Origin of the sequence: Idiomarina sp., from assembly GCF_048260185.1 — a bacterium.
Taxonomy (GTDB): domain Bacteria; phylum Pseudomonadota; class Gammaproteobacteria; order Enterobacterales; family Alteromonadaceae; genus Idiomarina.
Map to the genome: position 1 here is coordinate 1013434 of NZ_JBLXHB010000001.1, position 25506 is coordinate 1038939.

General features: G+C 47.5%; 19 protein-coding genes. 6 read left to right on the forward strand and 13 right to left on the reverse strand.

The window, feature by feature from the left end:
* Positions 1 to 2 precede the first annotated feature (2 nt).
* The 7 genes from folC to fabB all read right to left on the reverse strand — a co-directional run bounded on the left by folC (position 3) and on the right by fabB (position 8905).
* Positions 3 to 1295: a bifunctional tetrahydrofolate synthase/dihydrofolate synthase gene (gene folC / locus ACN0RF_RS04995; protein ID WP_417438235.1), complete on the reverse strand. Its 1293-nt coding sequence runs from the start codon at positions 1293 to 1295 to the stop codon at positions 3 to 5.
* Positions 1295 to 2173: an acetyl-CoA carboxylase, carboxyltransferase subunit beta gene (accD, locus tag ACN0RF_RS05000; protein WP_034820050.1), complete on the reverse strand. Its 879-nt coding sequence runs from the start codon at positions 2171 to 2173 to the stop codon at positions 1295 to 1297. The genes folC and accD overlap by 1 nt, the downstream gene beginning before the upstream one ends.
* Before the next feature lie 91 nt (positions 2174 to 2264).
* Positions 2265 to 3050 carry a tRNA pseudouridine(38-40) synthase TruA gene (truA, locus tag ACN0RF_RS05005; RefSeq protein WP_034820047.1) on the reverse strand — a complete coding sequence of 262 codons (786 nt, stop codon included), beginning with the start codon at positions 3048 to 3050 and terminating at the stop codon, positions 2265 to 2267.
* Between the two features lie 11 nt (positions 3051 to 3061).
* Positions 3062 to 5416: a FimV/HubP family polar landmark protein gene (locus ACN0RF_RS05010; protein ID WP_417438236.1), complete on the reverse strand. Its 2355-nt coding sequence runs from the start codon at positions 5414 to 5416 to the stop codon at positions 3062 to 3064.
* Between the two features lie 79 nt (positions 5417 to 5495).
* A complete protein-coding gene (locus ACN0RF_RS05015) occupies positions 5496 to 6512 on the reverse strand; it encodes an aspartate-semialdehyde dehydrogenase (RefSeq protein WP_034820040.1) in 1017 nt (338 codons plus the stop codon).
* 11 nt (positions 6513 to 6523) lie between these two features.
* Positions 6524 to 7669, reverse strand: coding sequence for a 4-phosphoerythronate dehydrogenase (locus tag ACN0RF_RS05020; RefSeq protein WP_417438237.1), 1146 nt, complete (start codon positions 7667 to 7669; stop codon positions 6524 to 6526).
* A 21-nt stretch (positions 7670 to 7690) separates the two neighbouring features.
* A complete protein-coding gene (fabB, locus tag ACN0RF_RS05025; RefSeq protein WP_034820035.1) occupies positions 7691 to 8905 on the reverse strand; it encodes a beta-ketoacyl-ACP synthase I in 1215 nt (404 codons plus the stop codon).
* A 133-nt stretch (positions 8906 to 9038) separates the two neighbouring features.
* Between fabB and mnmC the strand changes: the two genes are divergently transcribed.
* Complete coding sequence (mnmC, locus tag ACN0RF_RS05030; protein ID WP_417438238.1) at positions 9039 to 10859, forward strand: bifunctional tRNA (5-methylaminomethyl-2-thiouridine)(34)-methyltransferase MnmD/FAD-dependent 5-carboxymethylaminomethyl-2-thiouridine(34) oxidoreductase MnmC; 1821 nt, start codon at positions 9039 to 9041, stop codon at positions 10857 to 10859.
* Here mnmC and ACN0RF_RS05035 read toward each other — a convergent pair.
* Positions 10824 to 11120: a YfcL family protein gene (locus ACN0RF_RS05035; protein ID WP_034820028.1), complete on the reverse strand. Its 297-nt coding sequence runs from the start codon at positions 11118 to 11120 to the stop codon at positions 10824 to 10826. The two genes, mnmC and ACN0RF_RS05035, sit on opposite strands and share 36 nt — an antisense overlap.
* 105 nt (positions 11121 to 11225) lie before the next feature.
* On the opposite strand from ACN0RF_RS05035, the gene fldB reads away from it, so the two are divergent.
* Positions 11226 to 11747: a flavodoxin FldB gene (gene fldB, locus ACN0RF_RS05040; protein ID WP_034820885.1), complete on the forward strand. Its 522-nt coding sequence runs from the start codon at positions 11226 to 11228 to the stop codon at positions 11745 to 11747.
* 5 nt (positions 11748 to 11752) lie between these two features.
* Positions 11753 to 14155, forward strand: coding sequence for a zinc-dependent metalloprotease (locus ACN0RF_RS05045; RefSeq protein ID WP_417438239.1), 2403 nt, complete (start codon positions 11753 to 11755; stop codon positions 14153 to 14155).
* 18 nt (positions 14156 to 14173) lie between these two features.
* Here ACN0RF_RS05045 and ACN0RF_RS05050 read toward each other — a convergent pair whose 3' ends face one another.
* The 3 genes from ACN0RF_RS05050 to ACN0RF_RS05060 form a co-directional block, all read right to left on the reverse strand.
* On the reverse strand, positions 14174 to 14566 hold the full coding sequence (locus ACN0RF_RS05050; protein ID WP_011234277.1) for an acyl-CoA thioesterase: 393 nt from the start codon (positions 14564 to 14566) through the stop codon (positions 14174 to 14176).
* Positions 14567 to 14606: 40 nt separating this feature from the next.
* Entirely contained in the window at positions 14607 to 16838 is a 2232-nt protein-coding gene (locus tag ACN0RF_RS05055; RefSeq protein WP_417438240.1) for a DPP IV N-terminal domain-containing protein, read from the reverse strand.
* Between the two features lie 140 nt (positions 16839 to 16978).
* Positions 16979 to 19153, reverse strand: coding sequence for a TonB-dependent receptor (locus tag ACN0RF_RS05060; RefSeq protein WP_417438241.1), 2175 nt, complete (start codon positions 19151 to 19153; stop codon positions 16979 to 16981).
* Positions 19154 to 19329: 176 nt separating this feature from the next.
* Between ACN0RF_RS05060 and ACN0RF_RS05065 the strand changes: the two genes are divergently transcribed.
* Both ACN0RF_RS05065 and ACN0RF_RS05070 read left to right on the forward strand, forming a co-directional pair.
* Positions 19330 to 20976, forward strand: a complete 1647-nt coding sequence (locus ACN0RF_RS05065) for a M28 family metallopeptidase (RefSeq protein WP_417438242.1) — start codon at positions 19330 to 19332, stop codon at positions 20974 to 20976.
* A gap of 126 nt (positions 20977 to 21102) precedes the next feature.
* A complete protein-coding gene (locus ACN0RF_RS05070; protein WP_417438243.1) occupies positions 21103 to 22806 on the forward strand; it encodes a GNAT family N-acyltransferase in 1704 nt (567 codons plus the stop codon).
* Here ACN0RF_RS05070 and ACN0RF_RS05075 read toward each other — a convergent pair.
* Both ACN0RF_RS05075 and ACN0RF_RS05080 read right to left on the reverse strand, forming a co-directional pair.
* Complete coding sequence (locus ACN0RF_RS05075) at positions 22788 to 23489, reverse strand: UDP-2,3-diacylglucosamine diphosphatase (protein ID WP_417438244.1); 702 nt, start codon at positions 23487 to 23489, stop codon at positions 22788 to 22790. The two genes, ACN0RF_RS05070 and ACN0RF_RS05075, sit on opposite strands and share 19 nt — an antisense overlap.
* A 4-nt stretch (positions 23490 to 23493) precedes the next feature.
* Positions 23494 to 23991, reverse strand: a complete 498-nt coding sequence (locus ACN0RF_RS05080; protein WP_417438245.1) for a peptidylprolyl isomerase — start codon at positions 23989 to 23991, stop codon at positions 23494 to 23496.
* 117 nt (positions 23992 to 24108) lie between these two features.
* Between ACN0RF_RS05080 and cysS the strand changes: the two genes are divergently transcribed.
* Positions 24109 to 25488, forward strand: coding sequence for a cysteine--tRNA ligase (gene cysS / locus ACN0RF_RS05085; protein WP_417438246.1), 1380 nt, complete (start codon positions 24109 to 24111; stop codon positions 25486 to 25488).
* Positions 25489 to 25506: the final 18 nt, after the last annotated feature.

Consider the following 25506-nt stretch of genomic DNA (forward strand, 5'->3'; position numbering starts at 1 on the left):
ACTCAAACTCCTTTTAGGTACGCGTTAATTCTCGCTACAGTGTAAAACGAGCCGAAGCCGAAAACCAGAGCCTTACCATGATTCATTTGCCATTGCTTCGCTGCTTTTACAGCGGCAACAAATGCCTGCTCCACAGATTCAAACTGACAACAGGATTCGGTAGGTAATTTAGCACTCGTCACCAAGTTATCCGCAGTTTCACCACGCGGTTCCGGCAATGAGCCAAGATACCAGGCGGAAGCCTGAGAACTCAGTGCGTTAGCGACACCGGCATGGTCTTTATCGTTTAACATCCCAACCACAGCGAAAACCTGATGTTCAGGATAAAACTTACGTAAATAACGACTGGCATACACTGCAGCCTGCGGGTTATGCGCGACATCCAGCAAGACTTCAATACCATCAACGTTATGAGATTGCATTCGCCCGGCTAAACTCGCCCGGCTAATACCTTCACGAATAGCCGATAAGCTAACTGGTAACGGCAACTGTTCGATAGCCGCAATGGCTGTTGACGCATTGATAAGAGGCAGTTTGGGCAACGGTAAATCATTCAGTTGGGTGTTCTGACTGCGATAACTCCAGCTTTCTTTGTATTCGGTACGATGAAAGTCACGCCCCACTTGATAAAGCTTAGCCCCAATGCGCTCCGCGCTTTCTGCAATACTGGACGTTGGATTTACTTCACCGCAAATTAATGGCTTACCCGCTCTGGCAATACCGGCTTTTTCATAGCCAATGTGCTCACGATTATTTCCGAGAAAAGCAATGTGGTCGATACCGATACTGGTGACCACAGCCACGTCTGCGTCAACACAGTTAACCGCGTCTAACCGCCCACCCAGGCCTACCTCAAAAATAGCGACATCCGGAGACTGGCGACCCATTAACCAAAGCGCGGCTAAAGTACCAAACTCAAAATAAGTTAATGAAGTATTGTTACGAGCCTGCTCAATAGCATGAAATGCTTTAACGTGTTCGGAGTCAGGCAATTCTTGCGCATTAACCCGGACCCGCTCGCGATACTCGGTAATATGCGGTGAGGTATAAACACCAGTAGTGTAGCCCGCCGCCTGCAAAATGGTTTCCAGATAACAAACAGTTGAGCCTTTACCATTGGTTCCGCTAACCGTAATGACTAAAGGTGCCGGCTTTAATACGCCGACATTCGCGGCAACTCTGGCTACACGCTCCAGACCCATATCGATATTTTTCGGATGAAGTTTTTCGAGGTAGGTCAACCACTCCTGCAGTGACGCTGTCGCCGCAGGAGCTGATAAAGATATTTCCGCCATTACTCGTTTACACTTACTTCCGTAGCTTCGGTAGAAGGTAAGTTTTGCATTTTCGCCAACAAACGGGCAACAGTATCGCGCATATCACGACGGTCGGTAATCATGTCGATAGCCCCATGTTCCAGCAAGAACTCAGCGCGTTGAAAACCTTCCGGTAAGGTTTGACGAACCGTTTGCTCGATAACTCGAGGTCCGGCAAAACCGATGAGTGCTTTTGGTTCGGCAATATGAATATCACCCAACATTGCCAGGCTCGCAGAAACACCACCCATGGTCGGGTCTGTTAATATCGAGATGAACGGCAGACCTTCTTCACTCATGCGCGCTAAAGCTGCAGAAGTCTTAGCCATTTGCATTAACGACATCAGAGCTTCCTGCATACGAGCACCGCCGGAGGCAGAAAAACAGACCAGCGGAATACGGTGCTTAAGGCAGACTTCGGCAGCCAGGACAAACTTAGCCCCTACTACCGATGCCATGGAGCCGCCCATAAAATTAAAGTCAAAGGCAACCGCGACTATAGGAACGCCTTTTACGGTACCTTTCTCGGCAATTAAAGCGTCGTTCTCGCCCGTGCTTTTTTGTGCGGCAGCAATACGGTCTTTGTATTTTTTGGAATCTTTAAAGCGTAAAACGTCTTTTGGCTCCAAATCTGTGCCTATTTCTTCGCGATTGTCTTTATCCAGAAAAATATCTAAACGGCTGCGCCCGGTGACCCGCATGTGATGATCACACTTAGGGCAAACATTAAGACTGCGTTCTAAATCAGCCTTATAAATAATATTGCCACAGGCCGTGCACTTACTCCACACGCCCTCTGGAACGCCACGTCTTTTGTTAATTTTTGGCTTCGCAAGAATTCTTTCTATCCAGCTCATACTATTCCGCCCAAAGGCTGTTATTAGTCAATTTGATGTAGCTTACATGGTACCACAAATGGGTCAAGCAAAGAGGTCATAACAGTGACTCTTAATCGCCTAGCCACAAAGGTCCCAATGGAGCCTCCGGTATATTATAGTGTTCTGGGTAAGTTACTGCCACCAGGTAAAGTCCGCCGGGTTTCGCTGTAGCTGCGGCCTTGGTGCGGTCTTTTTCTCTTAGCAGTTCGCCAATCCACTCCGGCGGCTGCAAATGCTGGCCAACAACGATCAGGCTGCCGACGATATTGCGCACCATGTGGTGCAAAAAGGCATTCGCAGAAATATCCACGATAATATAATCGCCACGGCGTTCAACTGTTAAATCGGAAACCTTGCGAAACGGCGTATGCGACTGGCAATGAGATGCCCGAAATGCAGTAAAGTCGTGCTCACCAATAAGCGCCTGAGCGCCTTCTTGCATAACCTTTGCATCAAGTGGCTGATGATAATGACTGACCCCGGCCGAATGAATACCCGGACGAAATCTGGTATTAGCAATAATATAACGGTAACGCCGCGACGTTGCACTAAAACGGGCACTGAAATCACTGTCAACTTCCTGCGCCCAACGCACAGCAATACCGGCCGGCAGATTGCTGTTCACGCCTAATGTCCAGGCCACGTCAGCTCTTGGTACAGGAACATCGAAATGCACTATTTGTGCAGTGGCATGAACGCCAGCATCCGTTCTGCCGGCGCAGGTTACCTCAACAGGAGCATTCGCTATTTTACTCAAAGCCTCTTCAACACACTGTTGAACACTGGCTACTTCACGTTGTCGTTGCCATCCATAATAACGACTGCCGTCGTATTCAAGGCATAAGGCCATTCGCATACTACTTTATCCTACGAATCTAGTTTTTGTTGCAGCGTCTTAGCTTCATTTGCCAGCGCTTCATCATCACCTTCTGCTAATTGCTGAAGAATCTCCCGCGCTTCGTCCTCTTCGCCCATTTCAATATAGGCTCTGGCCAGGTCAAGCTGACCCGCCGGATCATCATCTTCTGGAGCACCTTCGGCATCTCCCGATTCATCATCCGGTAAAACGTCTTTTACTGCCGAGGACTGATAGCGATCGCTGTCTTCATCTTCCTCATCGGCGTCCGCCATTAAGGAGTCAATATCCACAAATTCATCATCGTCGGTAGCACTAAACGCGTCAGTTTCGGCTTCCTTTTCGGTTTCGTCTTCTTCTGTCGCCAGCTCATCTTCATCGGCAGTGTTATCTGCGTTATCAGTACCGCCAAATAATGATTCTAAGTCTTTGTCAGCTTCATCTTCAGCCTGATCAAGTTCCGCATCGTCGTCGGGAACTTCTTCTTCAAGATCATCCAGATCGTCCAGCGACTGCGTCAGCTCATCCGACTCTTGCAGCAACTGTTCCAGATTATCCTCTTCGGTGTCCTCTTCTACAGGCTGGCTCTCCTCTTGCGAGGTTACCCCGGTTTCTTCAGGTTCAGCAGTCTCTTCTGGTCGAACCTCATCAGCGTCTGGTTCATCTGCTGCTTCGGAGCTGTCTGTTTCTATACCTTCCGCTTCCGCACTTTCCGGCTCATCGGCTTCGTTTTCTGCAAGACCTAATTCAGCGAGAACATCATCAACTTCGCTGTCGTCAAAGTCATCCGGCAACAAATCATCGTTTTCTTCATCAGATTCGCTTTCACCTTCGTCCGGCTTTTCATCAGCCGCAGGCTCATCGTCGCTGTCAGCTTCTTCAGGGGTTTCTGAAGGCGCGTTGTCGGACAGAATGTCATCGATATCGTCGACATCCGCTACTGCAGACTCTTCTGTTGCTTCGCCTTCTTGCTCAATATCCTCTGAAACAGGTTCATCGGCGTCTGCACTCGATGACTCCGGCGATTCTTCTTCATCATTGACGGAAAGGTCAATGGCCTGTTCGTCATCATCGTCAGCTTCGCCAAATAAACGATCCAGTTCATCCTGAGACAGTTCACTAGACTCTTCGTCTTCTTCATCCGGCAACACAGCCTGATCGTCGTCATCTAAATCGTCTTCTACAGCCGGTTCAGTTTCGGCTTCCGGCTTCGGTTCTTCCTTCCTGACATCGTCTTTTCCATCGTCAAGACGAACACTCAAATCAGCGGCTTCCGGTTCGCTCGAATTCCCGGTTAACTCGGCCTCTAGCGCACTTAAGTCGTCACCTTCATCGTCAGCACTTTCTTCGCCGTCAATATCGAATAAGCCGTCCGTACTGTCGTTAGGCACATCACCCAGCAATTCTTTATCGAGTTCAGCCGCGGCTTCTTCTTCGGTGAGCTCTTTGCTGCTTTTCTCTTCCTGCTCCTCGTCTTCGTCCGCTGGTTTCGCTGAGCGGCGTAAAAAGAAGAAAACAACAAGACCAATTATGAGCAGTGCCGGTAATACCGATACAAGCAACATATTCAGAGGGCTTTGCAGCCAGTCGGAAAACCCTGACTCCTCCTCCATTTCTTCCCGAGCCTGCTGTTCAAGCAGCTCTCGCTGTTGAGCTAAAACCTGTTGAAACTGAACTTCCAGTTCATCTGTCTTGCTCGCATTGCTGGCGATTTCATCTAAGCGTGACGCTAACGCATCAATACGCTCCTGCAGAGACTGGTTCTCTCCATACATGCGTTCAACCGCCTGCATAGACTTCTGCATATCAGAGCGAAGCTCCTGAAAGTTTTGTTCCTGACGCTGTTCAACTTCCTGAATGGTTTGTTCAGCTTTTGCGCGGGCTTGTTCAAGTAACTGTTGCTGTTCGGCGCGAGTTTTCTGAGTCTCCTGCTGAGCTTGTGAAAGTTGTTGAGACTTGGTTTTTAACTGACCGTCAACCACTACTTGTCTACGAGCAGCTTCAGGATTAACCATTTTGATTTCTTGCAAGGAAGGTATACGCAGGTAAAAACCGTCGAGCATGCGGTTCATGTTACCGTCGACGAAAGCATCGTCGTTAGCCTGCACAATAGCAACCATCGTCTGATACTGGGTCACACTGGAGTGTGGCTTATAACGCCGCGCAATGTCCCACAAGGTGTCGTTGCTGCTTATAGGCCCATAGCGCTCCTGACCGATACGAACATCGGTTGCTTCTGAGCCTTTCTCGCCTTTTATAACGACGCCATCCTGCCAACCTGCTGCAGCGACAGTCATACTGCCGGACAACACCATGGCTGCCAGCGAGAAGTATCTCAGTACCTGCACTATCTTGGTTTTTCTCATCCTTTAGTCTCTGCCCGCGCTTTGCTCTTATCTTTAACGGCGTTCGTTAAAAAAACTTTATGACATACAGCTGCTTAAATTACCAGTAATCACGAATTAAAGTTTCCGCAATTTGTATACTGTTGGTTGCCGCGCCTTTGCGTATGTTGTCCGATACAACCCACAGGTTAAGTCCATTAGGGTGGCTGATATCTTCCCGTACCCGCCCTACAAAGACATCGTCATTGCCAGCAGCATTTCCCACTTGAGTCGGAAATTCCTCGCGCTGTTCCATTAAAGTAACACCCGGAGCCTCACTTAACAGCTGTTTTGCATGCTCAGCGGTAATTGGCTGCCGCGTTTCAATATGAATGGCTTCTGCGTGTCCGAAAAATACAGGAACCCTTACCGCCGTAGGATTAACCCGAATACTGGGGTCATTAAATATCTTTTGGGTTTCCCACACCATTTTCATTTCTTCTTTGGTGTAGTCATTCTCCTGAAAAACGTCTATTTGAGGAATGCAGTTGAAAGCAATTTGTCGACTGAAGTTCGCGACCGTCGGCTGCTTGCCGTTTAAAAGTTCTGCAGTCTGCTTTGCCAGCTCTTCCATCGCCTCTTTACCAGCACCGGATACCGACTGATAGGTGCTGACATTTATGCGCTCAATGCCGACCGCATCATGAATAGGCTTAAGCGCAACCATCATTTGAATAGTAGAGCAATTCGGATTAGCAATAATATTGCGGTTTCTGAAATCGGCTAGCGCCCAGGCATTAACCTCCGGCACGACCAAAGGAATATCCGGTTCATAGCGATATTCAGAGGTGTTATCAATAACCACACAACCTGCTTCAGCAGCTTTGGGGGCGAACTCGCGTGAAATTGAACCACCCGCTGAAAAGAACGCGATATCCGCATTAGACCAGTCGAACTCACCAGCATCTAACACTTCTATTTCTTCGCCGTTGAAGTCCACTGTTGCGCCAGCGGAGCGGGCACTAGCTAACGGAAAAAGTTCTGCCACCGGGAATTTTCGCTCAGCTAAAATTTCTATCATCTGCTGACCTACTAAACCTGTTGCACCTAATACGGCAACGCGAAACCCATGTGACATGCTAAAACTCCTTACTTAGGCAATTGTTGAGCATTAAAGCCCAACTGTAAAAACTGGATGTATTGCTCGCTATTATGGCATGTAACGACCTGATTAATGAACTCTCTACGCGGGCTTTCTTTGCGATAATTGCGTCGTAAGCTATCAAAACCTTCGGTAGTGAGACCCTGTTGCCGGAAAAGTTCATCGTCCAGGAACAAGTCGAAATGTTCTTTTGCCCACAAATTAAGACTTTCCAATGAATTCAACTCATCGGCATCACGTTCATTCCAGGCCGTCCCCGGCAACACGTCAGACACAGTCTTATCGGCGGGCTTACCAAAGTGTTCCAGCAATGCATTTGAAATCATTACCGCCCCGCCTACTTTACCTTCCAGGCTGTGTCCGGCAATGTGTGGAGTTGCGATATCAACATAAGACACTAAACCTGACAGGACGTCAGGTTCATTCTCCCATACATCCAGCACCAGCGATGGGCGCTCGCCCTGTTCGACTCGTTCCAGTAAGGCCTTGTTATCGATAACAGCACCCCGGCTGGCGTTAATTAATAACTGCTGCGAATGCAGTGACTGCAATGCCGTATTTTCAAACAAATGCTGAGTCGGGAAATCGCCGTCCCCCGTCAGGGGGACATGACAGGAGATAATATCGGCCGTTAGTACACGCTGCCAATGGTCATGCACAAACTTAACGCCTTTTTTACACAAGGGCGGATCATAATAATGAACATTGAGTCCCAGAGCTTCCAGCCTCTTTCCCCCGGCTTTTCCCGTATGCCCGGCACCAACAATAGCAACATCGATTTCGTCAGCTACATACCGGGGTTTGCCACTTAACCAATTGAGCACCGCGCATAAAACATATTCGCCAACTGATTGCGCATTCGCCCCCGGCGCGTGGGCAAAACCAATGCCTCGCTCTTCTAGAGCCTGAAGATTGATATGCTCGGTGCCAATGGTTGCGGAGGCAACAAATTTAAGTTTGGGAGCTTGCTCTAAAAGTGCTTCATCAACTTGAGTAACAGAACGCACGAGTAAAGCGTCAGCTTCTGCCAACAGTTTCTGCGGAGGGATTCGTTCAGAAAAGTAGGAAAGTGTTCCCGCACCCGACAATAAGTCGGAAAGTGCGGGAATATTCTGATCGGCAACGATTTTCACCGAAGTCACCGATCTTGTCGATTATTCAGAGTATTGGCGCATCACTAGTGATGCGTTTGTACCACCGAAGCCAAAGCTATTAGACATAACCGTTCTAAGTGGTGCTTCAGTTGTCTGCTGAATAATGTTCATGCCGTCGGCTTTTTCGTCCAGCTCTTCAATATTGATTGAAGGTGTAACAAAACCATTTTTAAGCATCAGCAATGAATAGATTGCTTCATGAACACCTGCGGCACCCAAGGCGTGTCCTGTCATGGCTTTTGTCGCGCTAATCATTGGCGTTTTCTCAGGGAAAACTTCACGAATAGCTTCTAACTCTTTAACGTCACCAACTGGTGTACTGGTACCGTGCGTATTCAAATAATCGACCGGAGTATCTACCGTTTCCATTGCCATTTTCATACAACGAACCGCGCCTTCACCCGACGGAGCAACCATATCGTAACCGTCTGAAGTCGCACCATAACCTACAATTTCACCGTAAATTTTGGCGCCACGAGCTTTTGCCGCTTCCAGTTCTTCAATAACCAGAATACCGCCACCACCAGCAGGTACGAAACCGTCACGACCCTGGTCGTAAGTACGTGAAGCTTTTTCAGGCGTATCATTGTACTTGGTACTTAATGCGCCCATAGCGTCAAATTCCATGCCCAGCGTCCAGTGCAGTTCTTCACCGCCGCCGGCAAATACGCGGTCTTGCTTACCGAATTGAATTAATTCCAGCGCATGGCCAATACAGTGCGCAGAGGTTGCGCAAGCAGAACTAATTGAATAGTTAACACCTTTAATTTTAAAAGGTGTTGCCAGGCAAGCTGAAGTCGTTGACGCCATGCAACGAGGTACCATGTATGGGCCAACTTTTTTCACGCCACGTTCACGCAAAATATCAGCTGCTGCAACCTGATGTTCACCAGAAGCGCCACCGGAACCAACAACTAACCCCGTACGCGGGTGAGAGACTTGTTCTTCGGTTAGGCCTGAATCCTCGATAGCCTGCGCCATTGCAATGTAGGCATAAGCAGCCGAATCGCCCATAAAGCGCAGCGCTTTGCGGTCAATATGGTCTTTAGGATCTAACTTAACTTCGCCCCATACCTGACAACGCAAGCCCATTTCAGCAAAAGATTCTGAACGGGTAATACCCGATTTGCCGGTGCGTAATGATTCCAGCACTTCTTCTTGATTGTTCCCGATACTTGATACAATACCAAGTCCGGTGATAACAGCTCTTCTCATTCTATAATCCTGTCTGACATTTCTACGTCGATATCTTACCAACGTCGTGTGTGAATGTGGTCTGCTTTGTCCACTGTTGTTCGTAAAGTTGTTATTATAGCGTTCATCAACCAATAAATCATGGGATAGCCGCTTGAATTCTAGTTCATCTGTTCAGTTTAACGAGCAAGGCGTACCCGTTTCCACTACTTTCGATGATATTTATTTTTCTGTCGAAAGCGGTGTTGACGAAAGTCAGTACGTATTTCTGGCGCAAAACGGATTACCCCGCCGCTGGCTGTCGCTACCGGCTCATTATAGCTTTACCATAGCCGAAACCGGGTTTGGTACAGGTTTGAACTTTCTTCTGACCTGGAAACGTTTTTTAGAGCAGGCACCTGCCAATACACGTCTTCATTTTGTCAGTTTCGAGAAGTTCCCTTTATCGCGTCAGCAACTTGAACAAGCATACCAATTACTGGAACCCTTAAAGGAATTCAGTCAGTTGTTTCTGGAGCATTACCCGGCAACCGATCCCGGCTGTCATCGCATTATCCTATCACAGGGCCGGGTCATTCTGGACCTGTGGATAGGCGACCTCAATGAGCTATTGCCCAAATGGCTTCCACAGGCACAACACCAAATTGACGCCTGGTTTCTCGACGGTTTTGCTCCGGCAAAGAACCCGGAAATGTGGCAGCCCACACTTTTTGATGCCATGAAGCAAACCGCACACAGCGAAACAACCTTTGCTACCTTCACCGCTGCTGGCAGCGTAAGAAGAGCACTACAACAAAGCGGATTCGAAGTTCAAAAAGTAACGGGCTTTGGTCGCAAACGAGAAATGCTTTGTGGTCACTACCATAGCGCCGAAGTTTGTCAGAAATATTACGACAGACGTGACGTTACCATTATTGGTGGCGGCATTAGCGCGGCATGTTCAGCCCTGGCACTGAAGCAAAGAGGCGTTAACGTCAGAGTCGTTAGTGCGGGTACTGCTGATGGCGCATCCGGAAACCCTCAGGGAGCAGTGTATCCTCTGTTACACGCCGAGCATACGCCGCTCAGTCGTTTCTACTGGCAGGCGTTCTCCACAGCCACCAGCTTCTACCGTAGTTTTTGTGCCACCCACTGGTTTCCAGTGGGCGTTATGCAGCCCGCCTTTAACGATAACAGAGCCAAACGTTATCAACGTATAGCCGATGAACTGTATGCGCCGGACACGGTACGCTATTTATCTCAGCCCGAGGCAGAACAAAAAGCCGGGGTGTCGCTGGCAGTTCCGGCGTTGCATTACCCTAAAGCAGGATGGTTAAGACCGGCGGCTGTGGTCAAAAGCCTTTTAGAAACAGCACAAATTGAGCTTATTGAAGGCGAAGCTACGGCTCTTCAGAAAACTGAAAATGGCAGTTGGCAGATATCACTAAAGGACGGAAGTGTGCTGGTCGCTGAGCGTGTCGTCATTGCCACGGGTCATCACATCAATTCGTTATTGCCGGAAAGCGTCGAACCGCTGCCAATCCAACCGGTTCGCGGACAAGTCAGCCTGGTTCAGACAACTCCCTTATTGTCTTCGCTGAAAACGGTTTTATGCTTTAAAGGGTATTTAGTTCCGGAAGATGGCAAGCATCACTGTGTTGGCGCAACCTTTAATCGCGATAGAGAGGATTTAGAACCAACCCCGGAGGATGACGAGGAAAACCTGAAACAACTGGCTGAAAACGCGAGGCAGCCATGGGCTGAGTCTCTGCAATTAACATCTCAAAGAGTCTCGGTACGGGCGACCAGCCCCGATCACCAGCCTGTTACCGGAGCGGTTGCTGAAAACTTATATGTTATTACAGCGTTTGGGTCACGGGGCTTCACTTCCGCCCCTATTCTGGCCGAGGTGATTGCCTGTCAGCTAACCGGAGAGTTAACGCCTTTAACTCAGGATGCTTTACGCCGCATCTCCGTTAGTCGCTTTGAGAGCTAATTTGTCCAGTACATTGTTAATATGAGCCTGGTCGGCCGGAGACAACTCATGCCGCGTTTTGTGAACTGCATCACGCAAAGCAGGCATAATCTTCTCCGGTTGAGTCTCACCAGCCATTTCCAGTTGAGCAACAACTAAATCGAAATGCCCGCGCAAATAACCGCAGGCAAATAGTTCATCATCTGTGCCGGAAACCACCGCATCATCGAATACGGTTTCAAGTTGTTCCACTAATTGATCAAAGTCCGTACGAGTTCCCATCTGCAGTTTCCCGTTGAAAAACAAAGGCGCTCATTCTAACGGTCTTTTTGTTACAATGCATCCGCATCACAGACTCAACCTATGACAGAGGTAGTTATTATGTCCCTGGAAATTGGCTTGTTTTACGGCTCTACCACTTGCTATACCGAAATTGCTGCAGAAAAAATTCAGCAAGCCATTGGCGAGGACATTGTTCAGCTGTTTGATATAAAAAATACCCCGCTAAAAGAAGCTGAGCAATTTGATATTCTTATTTTTGGTATTTCTACCTGGGATTTTGGCGAACTTCAGGAAGACTGGGAAAGCCATTGGGATGACATAAATGACGTGAACCTGCGCGGTAAAGTTGTTGCGCTTTTTGGCATGGGTGATCAGGAAGGTTATACCGACTGGTTCCAGGACGCTCTGGGCATGCTGCATGATGCCATAGCCAACCACGGTTGTAAGCGCATTGGTTTTTGGCCAAATCAGGGCTACGAATTTGCCGCCTCCAAAGCGTTAACCGCAGATAACACTCAGTTCGTCGGTTTATCACTAGATGAAGACTCCCAATATGAGCTATCAGATGAACGTATTGAACAATGGACGACGCAAATTTTAGAAGAAATTGCCGAACAATTAGGATAACAAAAATGCAAAACTTTCTTTCAAAAGCCCTGCTGTTACTCGCCTTGTTTGTGTCGATAACGGCTCAGGCAAAAACCGAAGTTTCCAGCATCGACGAATTCACCTCATCATTCCAGGAGCAGTCCGGGTTCTTCACCTTTTACCACGATAAAACAAACGCTAAATTTTATCTGGAAGTGCCCAGACAAGGACCACAGTTTATTTTTCAAACCAGTCTTCCCTGGGGCTTAGGCTCTAATGATGTCGGGCTGGATCGCGGCCAACTGGGTGAAACTCGGTTAGCATCATTTCATGTTGAAGGAAATAAGGCGTTACTGGTTCAACACAACACCGAGTTTCGTGCACAAACCAGGAATCAGGCTGAACGCAGCAGTGTCGATCAAGCGTTTGCCGACGCCGTACTTTATGGTTTTGACGTTGTTGCGAGCAGCGATGACCGTGTTTTAATAGACTACACCCCTTATTTGTTGAGCGATGTACACGGCGTTAGTAAGCGCTTACAGCAAACTGAACAGGGACAGTTTAAAGCCGATACAAGCCGCTCAGTAATTTACCCTGAACGCAGCAAAGCCTTTGCAGAAAATACGGAGCTGGAAGCAAAAGTCACCTTTGTCGGCGAAGGGAAAGGTCAGTGGGTAAATCAGGTTGCGGCCAACGCCGATGCACTTTCTTTGCACCTGCATCATTCCTTTATAAAGTTACCTGACGCCGGATACCAACCCAGGAAGTTTCATCCAAACAGCGGTTTTTGGGCTCACAGCTTTAAAGACTACGCAGCACCTCTTGGCGAGTCGATGACAGTGCAATATATCCCACGTCACCGGTTGAATAAGAAAGACCCTATTGCCTCACAAAGTGAAGCGCGTGAACCTATTGTTTATTATCTTGACCCAGGTGCACCGGAACCTGTCAAAACGGCACTGCTTGAAGGTGCCCGCTGGTGGGCTCAGGGCTTTGAAGCTTTAGGTTACGAGAACGCTTTTCAGGTAAAAGTTCTGCCCGACGATGCTGACCCTATGGATGTGCGCTACAACGTCATTCAGTGGGTTCACCGTGCAACCCGGGGCTGGTCTTACGGCTCATCGGTAATAGACCCTCGTACCGGCGAAATCATTAAAGGTCATGTCACCCTGGGGTCACTGCGTGTCCGTCAGGATATGAAAATAGCCGAGGGCTTGTTGACGCCTTTTATCGAAGACCCCAGTGAACTTAAAAGCGCGGTTAAAAATATGGCGCTGGCTCGTATTCGCCAATTAAGTGCGCATGAAATTGGTCATACCTTAGGCATTGCTCATAACTTTGCTGCCAGCGCGTCAGACAGAGCTTCTGTTATGGACTACCCGCACCCACTGGTAAACCTGACAACCGATGGCGGTTTAAGCCTAAGCAACGCTTATACAGAAGGCTTAGGAATATGGGATAAACAAGTTCTGGCTTATGGTTATAGCGATTTTGGCGGTATGCCATCGTCTGACGAGCAACTGGCACGTATTCTGGATAAAAATAAAACGCTCAATCTGAGCTTTATTTCAGACAGAGATGCGCGCCCGGCAGGCGGTGCTCACCCTCAGGCGCACTTGTGGGATAACGGCAGCGAACCTGTTACAGAGCTTGAGCGACTGCTTTCTGTGCGTCAGCAAGTACTGGATAATTTCAGCAAAGACATGCTGGACAGCGATCAACCGTTAAGCCAGTTACAATCGACTTTCGTGCCTATTTACTTGCTGCATCGGTACCAGACCGAAGCCGCAGTAAAATGGTTAGGCGGCGTTAACTACCATTACTATATGGCTGATGATTCTACCGACGACTACCAGCCGGTAGGTGCCGCCAGACAACAAGCTGCTCTGAAACAGTTGTTAAAAACCATTCAGGCAGATACTTTGCGTGTCCCTTCACATATTAAACAATGGCTGGTCCCATCAGCTTACGGTGAAAGCTCATCGCGCGAGAACTTCAGTGGTAAAACAGGGCTAATACCCGATACCGTCAGCATGGCCGCCAGTGCCGCAGATCACAGTTTAAGTTTGATGTTAAACAGCCAGCGTCTGAACCGGTTAGCACAACAACACGCGGACAATGACCGAGTGCCTTCTCCGGCCGGACTAATGACAGCTATTTTTAATACCGTTTTCAGCGACTGGGAAAACGCAAAGAAAGCTCCTGTTCAGCAGCGCTTGCTGGCAACGGCCATCAACGCCGAAGTAAGAGCGGTAAAAAATTCGGGACTGGCTGCAGAAACCCGGTTAGTCATGCGAGCTGAGCTTGCTAAACAACAGCAGGAGCTTGCCAAAGCTGACTCAATGCTAATACAACAATTGGCAGAGGATTTAGATAAGTTCTTAAACGAGGGAGAGTGGTCGGAACAATACGAACCCGAGCCGTTACCGCCGGGTTCGCCAATTTAAGTGAAATGCCAGAGCCGCTTAAAGCGGCTCTGGAAAATCGTCTAACTGTTCTTTCGTTTTGCCATGAGGCGTTGGCTGACGCGTTTCCGGATCAATATGTACGAACACAATATCATCGGCTGAACAAATATTTTGCTTGGTGTGCTTATTGCGTACCAGGCAAGTAATCGCTAACGACGTACGTCCCACAGATTTCACCTGCAAGCCAAATTCAACGACATCGCCCTGAAACGCAGAAGTTTCAAAGGTAATAGCGCCAATATGCTTAGTTACCAGGCTTTTCGCGCCTAGCTGGCAACTGGCAAAAATATAAGCTTCTTCATCAATCCATTCTAAAATACGGCCACCAAATAACGAACCGGCAAAGTTCAAATCATTTGGCATAACCAGTCGGCGAGATAAAAAGCGCATAGTCACTCCTTGTTCATGGAAGATATGTACATATTATAACCTATTGTTCGCCAATGGTTTGTTGAAAAAATTGAGCAATCATTGAATATAAATGAATTTTTGTATTACGCCCGTTAATAGAATGCTTTTTCCCAGGGTAATTCATCATTTCAAAAGCCTGAGCATTATCCTGCAATTGCTTATACAGCTTCGTGCTATGAGTAAACAAAACATTGTCATCCGCCATTCCATGGTAAATCAGTAAATCACCTTTTAAGTTCTTACTGTATGGAAAAACCGATGAGTTTTCATAGGCATCGCCGTCATCAGGCATGCCCATAAAGCGTTCCGTGTAATGCGTATCATATAAGCGCCAGTCGGTTACCGGTGCACCAGCCACTCCGGCCTTAAAGTATTCAGGTGCTTTAAACATAGCCAGCAATGACATATAACCACCGTAACTGTGACCGTATATGCCAATGCGCTTGGGGTCGACATAAGGCAGGCTGGTTAAATAGTTAACCCCCACCACCTGATCGTCCACTTCAGGGCTCCCCATATTTTTATAAATAGGTGCCTCAAAGCGTTTTCCCCGGTTCGCCGAACCCCGGTTGTCCAGAGTGAAGACGATAAAGCCCTGTTGAGCCATATACTGAACAAAACCGCTGCCCCAGCTTTTCGTTACCCGCTGAGCGCCGGGTCCACCGTAAACATATACCAGCACCGGATACTGCTTTTCTGCATCAAAATTCTTTGGCTTGGTTATTTTGTAATACAATGTCTGGCCGTCTTCAGCTTCCAGCTCACCAAACTCCGGGTAACGCCAGTTTCTCAAATAAGGAGACAGTGGATGCTCTTCAGTCACTTTGTTCTCAGCCAGCCACGCCAGATGATTCCCTGTAGGACCGTGCAAGCTCACTTGTTTGGGCTGCTGAGGCGATGAGTAAGTATCCAGATACGAGCGTGCATCGGCATCAAATTCAATACTGTGCATACCTTCGCGTGTGGTAATGCGTGTCGGGCTAGCCGCAGAACTCGCATTTAGCTGAGTACGATACAGATGAGATTCCAGAGGTGACTTTTTCCGAGCGGTAAAATACAGCGTACCGGTACTTTCATCAATCGCTTCCAGTTCATCAACCTGCCAGTCGCCGGAACTCAATTGACGAATTAGCGACCCGTCCAGGCGATATAAATAAAGGTGTTTGAAACCACTTCGTTCAGATGCCCAAATGAAATGCTTATTATCATTTAAGAAATACAAGTCATCGTGCAGGTTCAGCCAGCTGTCCGAGGTTTCTGTCAGCAACTCGCGCTGAGTTTCGTTTGTTCTATTATAAAGCCAAAGCGTCAAGGACTGTTGATTCCGGCTCTGCCATTGATAACTCAAGCGCTTGCTATCACCAACCCATTTCACCCGAGCCAAATAACCATCACTTTTCTTACCGAGCTGCAACCAATTGATCTGTTTATCGGCAATTTGATACACACCCAGGTCAATCTCAACATTGTCACTTCCGGCGAACGGATAGCGCTGTTGTATGGTTTCAATTCGGTCTGCGTATATCTCGCTACGGGTGGCCAGAGGCACCGGGCTTTCATCGACTTTGGTTAACGCAATAGCCGACTCATCCGGAGCCCACCAGTAACCGGTCATGCGCTTCATTTCTTCCTGTGCAACAAACTCCGCCATGCCAAACTTAAGCGTGTTACCGCCTTCGCTTGTAACCGCGTGTTCTTCGCCACTGGCAAGGTCAATAAAGTACAAGTTCTGTTCCCGGACAAAAGACACATAGTTACTTTTTGGCGAGAACTTAACGTCAGTTTCAAAAGCATCGGTTTTTGTCAGCTGAGTCACTTTTTCTTCGTCAGTCTGGTAATAAAAAACATCACCGTTATAGGGAAAAAGTAGCGCGTCCCCTTTTGCTGACCAGCTGTACTCAATTATGCCATTGCCGCTAATGCGTTGGCGTTCCCTGCGGGCTTTCTCTTCATCAGACAATTCAAGCTCATCGGCAGCAAGCTGGTCTGCTGAGACCAACAATTTATGCTTATCAGCTTCTATATCGTATAACCAGAGATCATAACGTTGCGGCTCTTCCTTACTGCCTTTTAAGTATGAAAGGTATTGCCCGCCGGGCGCAAACTTTAACGACTTGGGAGTTTCACCCGTAAGACCGGGACCACTAAACAAACGTTCTATGGTTAATTCTTCGGCAAAAACAGAGAGACTAAAAAAACTAAAAACAATAACGGCAATCGCCTGAATACGACGATTAAAATGAAAAGGCATGATGCAAGATCCAACGATGAGTTTATTACCACTTATATTAACAAAGTTCGGAATAAAAATCGGTTGGCTGCGGTGAAATAACACGAAAACGCTACCGTCGAATTACGACGATAGCGTTATTTTCGGGAAAGGCAGTTCAATTAGAAACTAATAGAAACGCCAGCCTGAAAACGACGACCTGTAACAGGCGCATCATCTTTTATAAAGGAGCTGTGAACAAAGCCCAACTGATCCGTCAGGTTTTCACCCTTCAGGTAAAGGGTAGCACCGTAATTTGCTAACCATTCAGGGTAAAAGTTGAGGCGGGCGTTCAATAAGCCATACGCGTCAGTTACTGTTTCATTCTTCCCTATTTTATCTTGTTCCATATAGCGCGTATAACCGATAGCACCATCCCAGCCAACGGCCTGATAACGCACTTCAGTACCAAAACGCTGAGCCGGAATTCGCGGCAAGTCATCACCATCACGCTGTTTTGCGCGAGTGTAATCACTAAAGCCGTGGAGTGACCATTGTTCTGTAAATTTCCAGTCTAACTCAAGTTCATAGCCATAAAGCTCAGCGTCAACCTGTTTAAACTGAACCACTTCCAGACCGCCGTGATCATGAGCATGCTCTTCTTCATGTTCATGCTCCTCTTCATGAGCATGTTCATCGTGGTCATGGTCTTCATCACCGTGCAATTGTTCACTGTTCAGGCCAATGAAATCATCGTAGATGAAGTCATCAACGCGGTTGTAGAACACGTTCAAATTTGCATGAAAACGGTCATTTTCGTAATGAAAGCCAGCATCAATGTTGTTTGACGTTTCGGTTTTAATCGCAACATCATTCGGCTCAACATGGTACTCATCGTGCTCTTCTTCATGCAGCTCATAACCCAGACCTAGCTCATAAGTGCGGGTCGCAAAGTGATTACCGTTAGCAAAGACTTCGTTTGCAGCCGGCGCCCTTTCTGCATGACTCAAGTTAAATGAAACCGATGTGTGGTCACTAAAATGGTAGAGGTAACCGGCAGATGCCGAAGTGGCGTCAAAGGTATCCAGTTTGCGCTCATCACTAGAAAGCGATGTGCGCTCGTGACGAACACCTAAATCAACATGATGATAACCAAATTCCTGCTCTACGACCCAGAATAAGCCCTGAGTACGGCGCGAGGTGTTCGGGGTAAAGGCTTCTTCTCCAAAAGCCGCCTTATCACTGATGTCCCACTGCCAGCCGACAGCGCCTTTCCAGCCCGCAATTTCTTTATGCTGACCAATCAGTCGTACCTCTTTTTGTTCATTTTCAAATTGAGTCGCAACAAAGTTGTCTTCAATTTCCTGATGCTGGTAGTCAGTTAAAGCGGCACGAAAATCTAAACGGTTGAAACCACTGAAAGGATTACGCCATTGACCCGCAAATTGAATACGCTCTTGCTCCAGGTCAGCATATGGGCCAGCTTCCGCATGGTCATGCTCTTCCTCGTGATCGTGTCCTTCTTCATGCTCATCGTGCTCATGTTCTTCCTCACCATGGCCATGGTCATGGCCCGGAATACCGTATTCCTGATAAAGCCCCTGGTAAGACACTCCGAAAAAGCCATCATCGAACTGATAGCTGGCGCCAATAGTGCCGCCCTGAGCATCAATAAAAGAGTTTTCGACATGATCTACCGTTTCACCTTCATCATTAGTAAACGACGGTGTCTCATAATCGTTGGCGCGGCGAATAAAGGCGTCGGTATAAAGAGCCCAGCGGCCATTGCCTACTTGCAAGTCGTAAGAGCCCTCTTTGTTATCGTTATTGGTAGCAGCTGACACATTCGCATTACCCTGCATGCCGTACACCGGCTCAGAAGGAATACGGTTATCGACCACGTTAATCACGCCACCAATTGCTCCACTACCATACAGCAGGGTAGCCGGGCCTCTTAGTACTTCAATTTGCTGTGCGGTGCTGGTTTCCGTTGTGACTGCGTGATCAGGACCACCACGAGATACGTCACCAGTATCAAGTCCGTTTTGGGTGATTTTTACTCGTGGTCCGCCCAATCCCCGAATAATGGGGCTCCCAGCAACATTCGCAAAATGCGTGTTGTTAATACCCGGCTCCATTGCCAGAGTTTCTCCCAGGCTATGGGCATTCTTTTGCTTAAGCGCGTCACCGGAAATAATATTGACAGGCTGTGCTGATTCAAGTGCCGTCTTATCCAGCGGGCTTGCATTAATCACTATGACTTCATAGTCATTAATGTGTTCATGTTCTTCTTGCTGTTGCGCATGCGCAACGGTGCTCGTTGCCAGTAATGCAAGAGTTAACGCATTCAGTTTCATAACCACTCCAGTTAACGTCGTTTCAGATTAACGCCATCTCGTTATTGTAATAATATAACATTACGAAATCTTGATACGTTTTGCAACACTCTTTCATCCATCCACTCTGGTTGTCTGTTATCTGCTGCGGTACACTAGATTGGCTATTATGATAAAAATAACACCAAGGACATGATATGAAGCCATCCCATATTCTTCTGCCCGTCACATTAAGCCTGCTGGTAGCGGCTTGCGGTGCATCAGAAACCAAGTCGCAGACTGAAGAGATCCGTGCTGACGAATCCAATATCCGTGCTCATTTAGAGTTTCTTGCAGACGATGACCTTAAAGGCCGAGAAACCGGTAGCGACGAGCATGAAATTGCCTCTAACTACATTGTTTCTGAATTCAAGCAGCTAGGCCTGGAGCCTGCTGGCGATGACGATACTTTTTATCAGCGTATTCCCTTTCGTAAAAGTACACTGAAAGAAAACAGCGCTCGCATGACCTTTGAAAACAATGGTGAAGTGGTTGAGTTTGAATTTCCTAAGCAATTCATTACCGGCCCAAGTCATTATGAAGAAAAAGATGAAATTACCGCGCCATTAGTTTTTGTTGGCTATGGTATGGAAGCCCCTGAGTTTGAACTTGATGACTATAACGGCCTTGACGTAGAAGGCAAAATTGTTGTCATGCTAACCGGTCGTCCGGACTTTTTGCCTAGCGAAGAAGGCGCTCATTTAGCCAATATTAAAAGTGATATTGCCCGCGAAAAAGGCGCGGTTGGTATTATTACTTTGCACACTCCGGTACGCGAAAAAACTCGCAAATACGAAACCAGTGTTTATTACACCAAAACACCACGCATGACCTGGTTAGGTCCTAATGGTTTGCCTAAGGGTGAAGAGCAACAATTAAAAGGTTCCGCCTATATTGATGACGAACCTGCGGAGAAACTGTTTGCGAATGCTCCGACTAAGCTAAGCGATATCTTCGAGAAGATAGAAGAAGACCCGGACTTCTCTCCTAAAGGGTTTGAACTGGAAGGTGAAGTCACCCTGGCTCGTGAATCGCGTCACGAGGAAATTTCCAGTCCTAACGTTGCGGCTGTATTACCCGGTTCTGACGAAACCTTGAAAGACGAATACGTTGTTTATACTGCGCATTCCGATCATATTGGCGTAGTAAAAGACATGAGTCGCGAAGACAATATCAATAATGGCGCTATGGATAATGCCAGTGGCGTTTCCATTATGCTGGAAACCGCGCGCTTATTTGTTGAATCCGGACAGGAATTCGACCGTTCAATTATGTTTTTGTCTGTCACCGCAGAAGAAAAAGGCCTGCTAGGTGCTGACTACTTTGCCAATAACCCTACGGTTCCGTTAGAAAACATTGTAGCAAACGTAAACCTGGATATGCCGGTACTGCTGTATGATTTTGCCGACGTGATTGCCTTTGGTGCTTCCCATTCAACTTTGGGTGACACTGTGAGCAAGGCAGCTCAGCAATTCGATACAAAGCAAAGCCCCGACCCTATGCCTGAGCAGGCTATTTTTACACGCTCAGACCATTACACTCTGGTTAAAAAAGGTATTCCGGCGGTATTTTTGATGACCGGCTTTACCTCACGTACCGAAGGTGAAGACGGTGGAGAAGTCTGGGGCGAGTTTTTTGCTGAGCATTATCATAAGCCCAGCGATGGGCTCAACTTAGACATTAACTACGAAGCCGGAGCTCGCTTTACCAACATTAACTTTGCCATTGGTAAAGAAATTGCGAACGCCGATAAGCGTCCACAATGGCTGGAAGACTCGTTCTTCGGTAAGCAATTTAACAACTAAGCATACTGTTAAAGCACAGAACGAATTCGAGGGAGCCTTAACCGGCTCCCTTTTTGTTAGCCACCGTCATTAAACTGTCATTTACGCTCTCTACACTTTTACCATCAGTAGCTGCCGGAGCACTTGATGTTATCTGTAGACAAAGTCGTTAATGACAAGCTTCCACTCATTAAAGGTAAACCCTGGTTAGAAAAGCCAACAACCTGGGTTTTACGCAACCTTTTACACGAAGAAGACATTCAGAAGTTTGGCAAAAGTTTTCCCTCTTTAGAAGGCATAGACTTTGTTGAACACACTCTGGACTACTTTAATTTCACTTACTCCTACTCTTCGCAAGAACTGGATAATATCCCTGTCAGCGGACGTCTGGTTATTATTGCGAATCACCCGATAGGTTCTCTTGATGGCCTGGCGTTATTAAAGTTAGTGAGTGAAATGCGCAGCGATGTAAAAATAGTTGCCAATGAATGGCTGTCTGCACTCGAACCTCTTAATTCCCTATTGCTGCCGGTTAATGTCTTTGGCGGCAAACCCAGCCGCAAAGACATTCGCAACATACATAACCACCTTCACGACGAAGGGTGCGTCATACTATTTCCTGCAGGAGAAGTGTCGCGGTTACGCCCTAATGGGGTACGCGACACACACTGGCAAAGTGGCTTTCTTAAAATAGCCAAGGCAACCCAAAGTGACATTTTGCCAATACGCCTTGATGCTCACAATTCCGCCTGGTTTTACACCGCTTCTATGGTCTATAAACCTTTAGCAACCATGCTCTTGGTGAAAGAAATGTTCCGTCAGCAACGTAAACAGGTTAAATGTCATATAGGGCAAAGAATACCGGTTGAAGCCTTTATTCATCAGGGTCTTAGTGTCAACCAGCAGGTTAAACTGTTTAAAAAGCACTTGTACCGTTTAGGTACTCAAAAAAAATCGATTTTCCCAACTCAAACAGCAATAGCCCGTCCTGAATCGCGCCAACCTTTGAAAGCGGCCATTGAGGCCTGTGAGTTACTTGGTGAAACCCCATGTGGCAAAAAGATTTATCTGTATGAATTCAGTGGTAGCTCTCCTATTCTTCGGGAAATAGGCCGCTTAAGAGAAGTCGCTTTTCGCACCGTGGGCGAAGGCACCTGGCGTAAACGGGACCTTGATGAGTACGATACCTGGTATATGCATCTGATACTCTGGGATCCGGATGACCTTGAAATTGCCGGTGCTTACCGTCTGGGCGACTGTAAAAAAATAATAGAAACTCACGGCCAAAACGGACTCTACAGTGACGGATTCTATGAGTTCTCAGACGCTATGAAGGAGATTTTTCCGCAAAGCCTGGAGCTGGGTCGCTCATTTGTTCAGCCTCGGTACTGGGGTAAACGCAGCCTGGATTATCTTTGGGTTGGTATTGGTGCGCTGTTGCGTAAGCACCCAAATTATCGTTACTTATTTGGTTCTGTCAGTATTAGCAACGCCTTACCAAAAGATGCGCAGGCCGCTTTAGTTAAATTTTACAGCAGCCATTTTCCGCCGCAAACACCGATGGCCAGGGCGAACATTCCTTATCGTTTAAACACCGACTCAACGGTGCCTGACTTTACCGGTAACAACTACGCCGATGAATTTGTTCTGCTAAAAAGTTACATGGCGAATATCGGCTCTGCCATTCCCACACTTTATAAACAATACTCGGAGCTATGTGAACCCGGCGGAGTGCAGTTTTTAGAGTTTGGCGTTGACCCGGACTTTAACCATTCGATAGATGGGTTGGTGTTGGTGGACACCACAAAACTCAGTGCGAAAAAGCGCAAGCGTTATTTAGAAACGAGATAAGCACTGGCCTGCTGATACCAGTCGCCCAGTACGATACGTTTAGCAGGTTTGCCGTCACCGAGAGTGAAGCAATGCACGGCCGGACGGTGTGTGTGACCATGAATGAGCTTTCTAACGCCGTGCTTTTCCATAACATGCAGCACTTCACTGTGCTGAGCATCCATTTTATAAAGCTGTTCCGGAGTTAATTCAGGTCTTTGGCTACTGGATTTTTGCCGTAGCCGATTAGCTATACGCATACGCCACGACAAGGGTAAGCTGCGCATAATACTTTTGACCAGAGTATTCTGGATAATAGCCCGATAACGCAGGTAACCTTTGTCCAGCGTACATAAAGTATCACCATGCATCAGCAGTATTCGCTCACCATACAAATCAATGACGGTTTCATCCGGAAGAAGGGTTAAACCAACGTCGCTGGCAAAACGCTCGCCCACCATGAAGTCACGATTTCCAGCCATAAAGTAAAGGCGTACACCGCTGTCCGTCATGTGCTTCAGCTGACTTTTTACTTGCGCCGCAAATTCGCTGGTGTCATCGTCGCCCAGCCAGGCATCGAATAAGTCGCCAAGAATATAAAGCGCATCCAGATTCCGGTGTTGCTGACAAAAGTCACTAAAAGCAGCCAGAATATCTGGCCGCCCCGGACTTAAATGTAAGTCAGCAATAAAGCCGGTGGTCATAGAATCATTCTTTAACCGACACACTTTCAATAACCACGTCTTCAACCGGCACGTCCTGATGGAAGCCTGCTGAACCGGTTTTCACGTCTTTAATCGTGTTTACCACATCCATACCTTCAACAACCTCGGCAAATACACAATAGCCATAGCCATTCGGTGTCTCATTCTGAAAGTTTAAAAAGGCATTGTCGTTCACGTTAATGAAAAACTGAGACGACGCTGAATGAGGATCGGGCGTGCGCGCCATAGCCACCGACCCAACCACATTGGGTTTTGCTGTCGGCGCTTCGTTTTCAATATTCGCGCGTGTTTCTTTTTGCTTCATGCCAGGCTCAAAACCACCGCCCTGCACCATAAAGTTGCTAATAATACGGTGAAAAATTGTGCCGTCATAAAAACCGTCACGGGCATACTGTAAAAAGTTATCTACAGTCTTAGGCGCGGTTTCATTGTGCATTTCTAAAGTGATATCACCATGGTTGGTATGTAAAACGACTTGCATTGAATGTACCTGTTTCATTGACTAAACCAGCCAATAGTGTACCAGAGCCGTACCATAGGTGGTATCATAAGCCCCCAGTTTTCATCGCTAACCGTTTAAAAGTAAGAGACACTATTTATGGCATTAACCGTATTTAACACCCTAACCCGCAAAAAGCAGCCATTTGAGCCTATTCAGCCCGGCCACGTGGGTATCTATGTGTGCGGTGTTACCACTTACGACTACTGCCATATTGGTCATGCCAGAACCTATGTCGCCTTTGATATCGTTGTGCGTTATCTGCGCAAGCTCGGTTACGAAGTTAAGTACGTGCGCAACATTACTGACCTAGACGATAAAATCATTAAACGTGCAGCAGAAAACGGAGAAGATTTTCATCAGGTGACCGAGCGTTTTATCGGCGAAATGCACAAAGACTTTGATGCGTTAAATTTGGTTCGCCCTGATATTGAACCCCGGGTTACCGGTCATATGGATGACATTATCCAGATGATTAAAAGCCTTATTGACAACGGCAACGCTTATGAAGCAGGTAACGGCGATGTTCTGTTTGATGTTTCTACATTTAACGATTACGGCAAGCTCAGTCGCCAGGACTTAGAGCAATTGCAAGCGGGTTCACGGGTTGATGTTGATGCGGCCAAGCAAGATCCACTCGACTTTGTACTCTGGAAAAGTGCTAAACCCGGAGAGCCCAGCTGGTCTTCGCCCTGGGGCGAAGGTCGCCCGGGCTGGCATATTGAATGTTCAGCAATGAATAAGAAGCACCTGGGCAAAACTTTCGATATTCATGGTGGCGGCTCTGATTTGTCTTTTCCTCATCATGAAAATGAAATAGCTCAAAGCTGCTGCGCAAATCAATCTGAGTACGTAAAGTACTGGATGCACAGCGGTATGGTACAGGTCGACAATGAAAAAATGTCGAAGTCACTGGGTAACTTTTTTACCATTCGCAGCGTACTGGAACAATACGACGCGGAAACGGTTCGTTACTTTCTGCTGTCGAGCCACTATCGCTCGCAGCTAAACTATACTCAAGAAAATCTGGATCAGGCGCATTCCGCTCTGGAGCGCTTGTACACCGCATTGCGTGACCTAACACCGCAAGCCGCCAGCGACGAGTTACGTAGTAAATACTGGCAGAGTTTTAAACAGGCAATGGACGACGACTTAAACGCACCGGAAGCAATGAGTGTGTTATTTGAAATTGCCCGGGAAATTAACCGCAACCGCGAGAGTGCTCCAGACACAGCCGCGCAGTTAGCGCACGTTTTGCTTGAGCTGGCTGAAGTAATGGGGCTGCTACAACAGTCTCCGGAAGAGTTTTTACAAGGCGATGACGACGATGTCGCCAAAATTGAAGCGTTGATTGCCAAGCGTAATCAGGCCCGGGAAGATAAAGACTGGGCTACAGCAGACGAAGCTCGTGATGAACTAACCAACATGGGTATTGTTTTAGAAGATGGTGCAGAAGGCACTCGCTGGCGTCGCGCTTAACCGACAAACTGATTAAGA

Bases quoted from the DNA above. Each gene is read 5' to 3' on its own strand.
- folC (WP_417438235.1), bottom strand. From the start codon at position 1,295: ATGGCGGAAATATCTTTATCAGCTCCTGCGGCGACAGCGTCACTGCAG.
- accD (WP_034820050.1), bottom strand. From the start codon at position 2,173: ATGAGCTGGATAGAAAGAATTCTTGCGAAGCCAAAAATTAACAAAAGA.
- truA (WP_034820047.1), bottom strand. From the start codon at position 3,050: ATGCGAATGGCCTTATGCCTTGAATACGACGGCAGTCGTTATTATGGA.
- ACN0RF_RS05010 (WP_417438236.1), bottom strand. From the start codon at position 5,416: ATGAGAAAAACCAAGATAGTGCAGGTACTGAGATACTTCTCGCTGGCA.
- ACN0RF_RS05015 (WP_034820040.1), bottom strand. From the start codon at position 6,512: ATGTCACATGGGTTTCGCGTTGCCGTATTAGGTGCAACAGGTTTAGTA.
- fabB (WP_034820035.1), bottom strand. From the start codon at position 8,905: ATGAGAAGAGCTGTTATCACCGGACTTGGTATTGTATCAAGTATCGGG.
- ACN0RF_RS05035 (WP_034820028.1), bottom strand. From the start codon at position 11,120: ATGGGAACTCGTACGGACTTTGATCAATTAGTGGAACAACTTGAAACC.
- ACN0RF_RS05045 (WP_417438239.1), top strand. From the start codon at position 11,753: ATGCAAAACTTTCTTTCAAAAGCCCTGCTGTTACTCGCCTTGTTTGTG.
- ACN0RF_RS05050 (WP_011234277.1), bottom strand. From the start codon at position 14,566: ATGCGCTTTTTATCTCGCCGACTGGTTATGCCAAATGATTTGAACTTT.
- ACN0RF_RS05055 (WP_417438240.1), bottom strand. From the start codon at position 16,838: ATGCCTTTTCATTTTAATCGTCGTATTCAGGCGATTGCCGTTATTGTT.
- ACN0RF_RS05060 (WP_417438241.1), bottom strand. From the start codon at position 19,153: ATGAAACTGAATGCGTTAACTCTTGCATTACTGGCAACGAGCACCGTT.
- ACN0RF_RS05065 (WP_417438242.1), top strand. From the start codon at position 19,330: ATGAAGCCATCCCATATTCTTCTGCCCGTCACATTAAGCCTGCTGGTA.
- ACN0RF_RS05070 (WP_417438243.1), top strand. From the start codon at position 21,103: ATGTTATCTGTAGACAAAGTCGTTAATGACAAGCTTCCACTCATTAAA.
- ACN0RF_RS05075 (WP_417438244.1), bottom strand. From the start codon at position 23,489: ATGACCACCGGCTTTATTGCTGACTTACATTTAAGTCCGGGGCGGCCA.
- ACN0RF_RS05080 (WP_417438245.1), bottom strand. From the start codon at position 23,991: ATGCAAGTCGTTTTACATACCAACCATGGTGATATCACTTTAGAAATG.
- cysS (WP_417438246.1), top strand. From the start codon at position 24,109: ATGGCATTAACCGTATTTAACACCCTAACCCGCAAAAAGCAGCCATTT.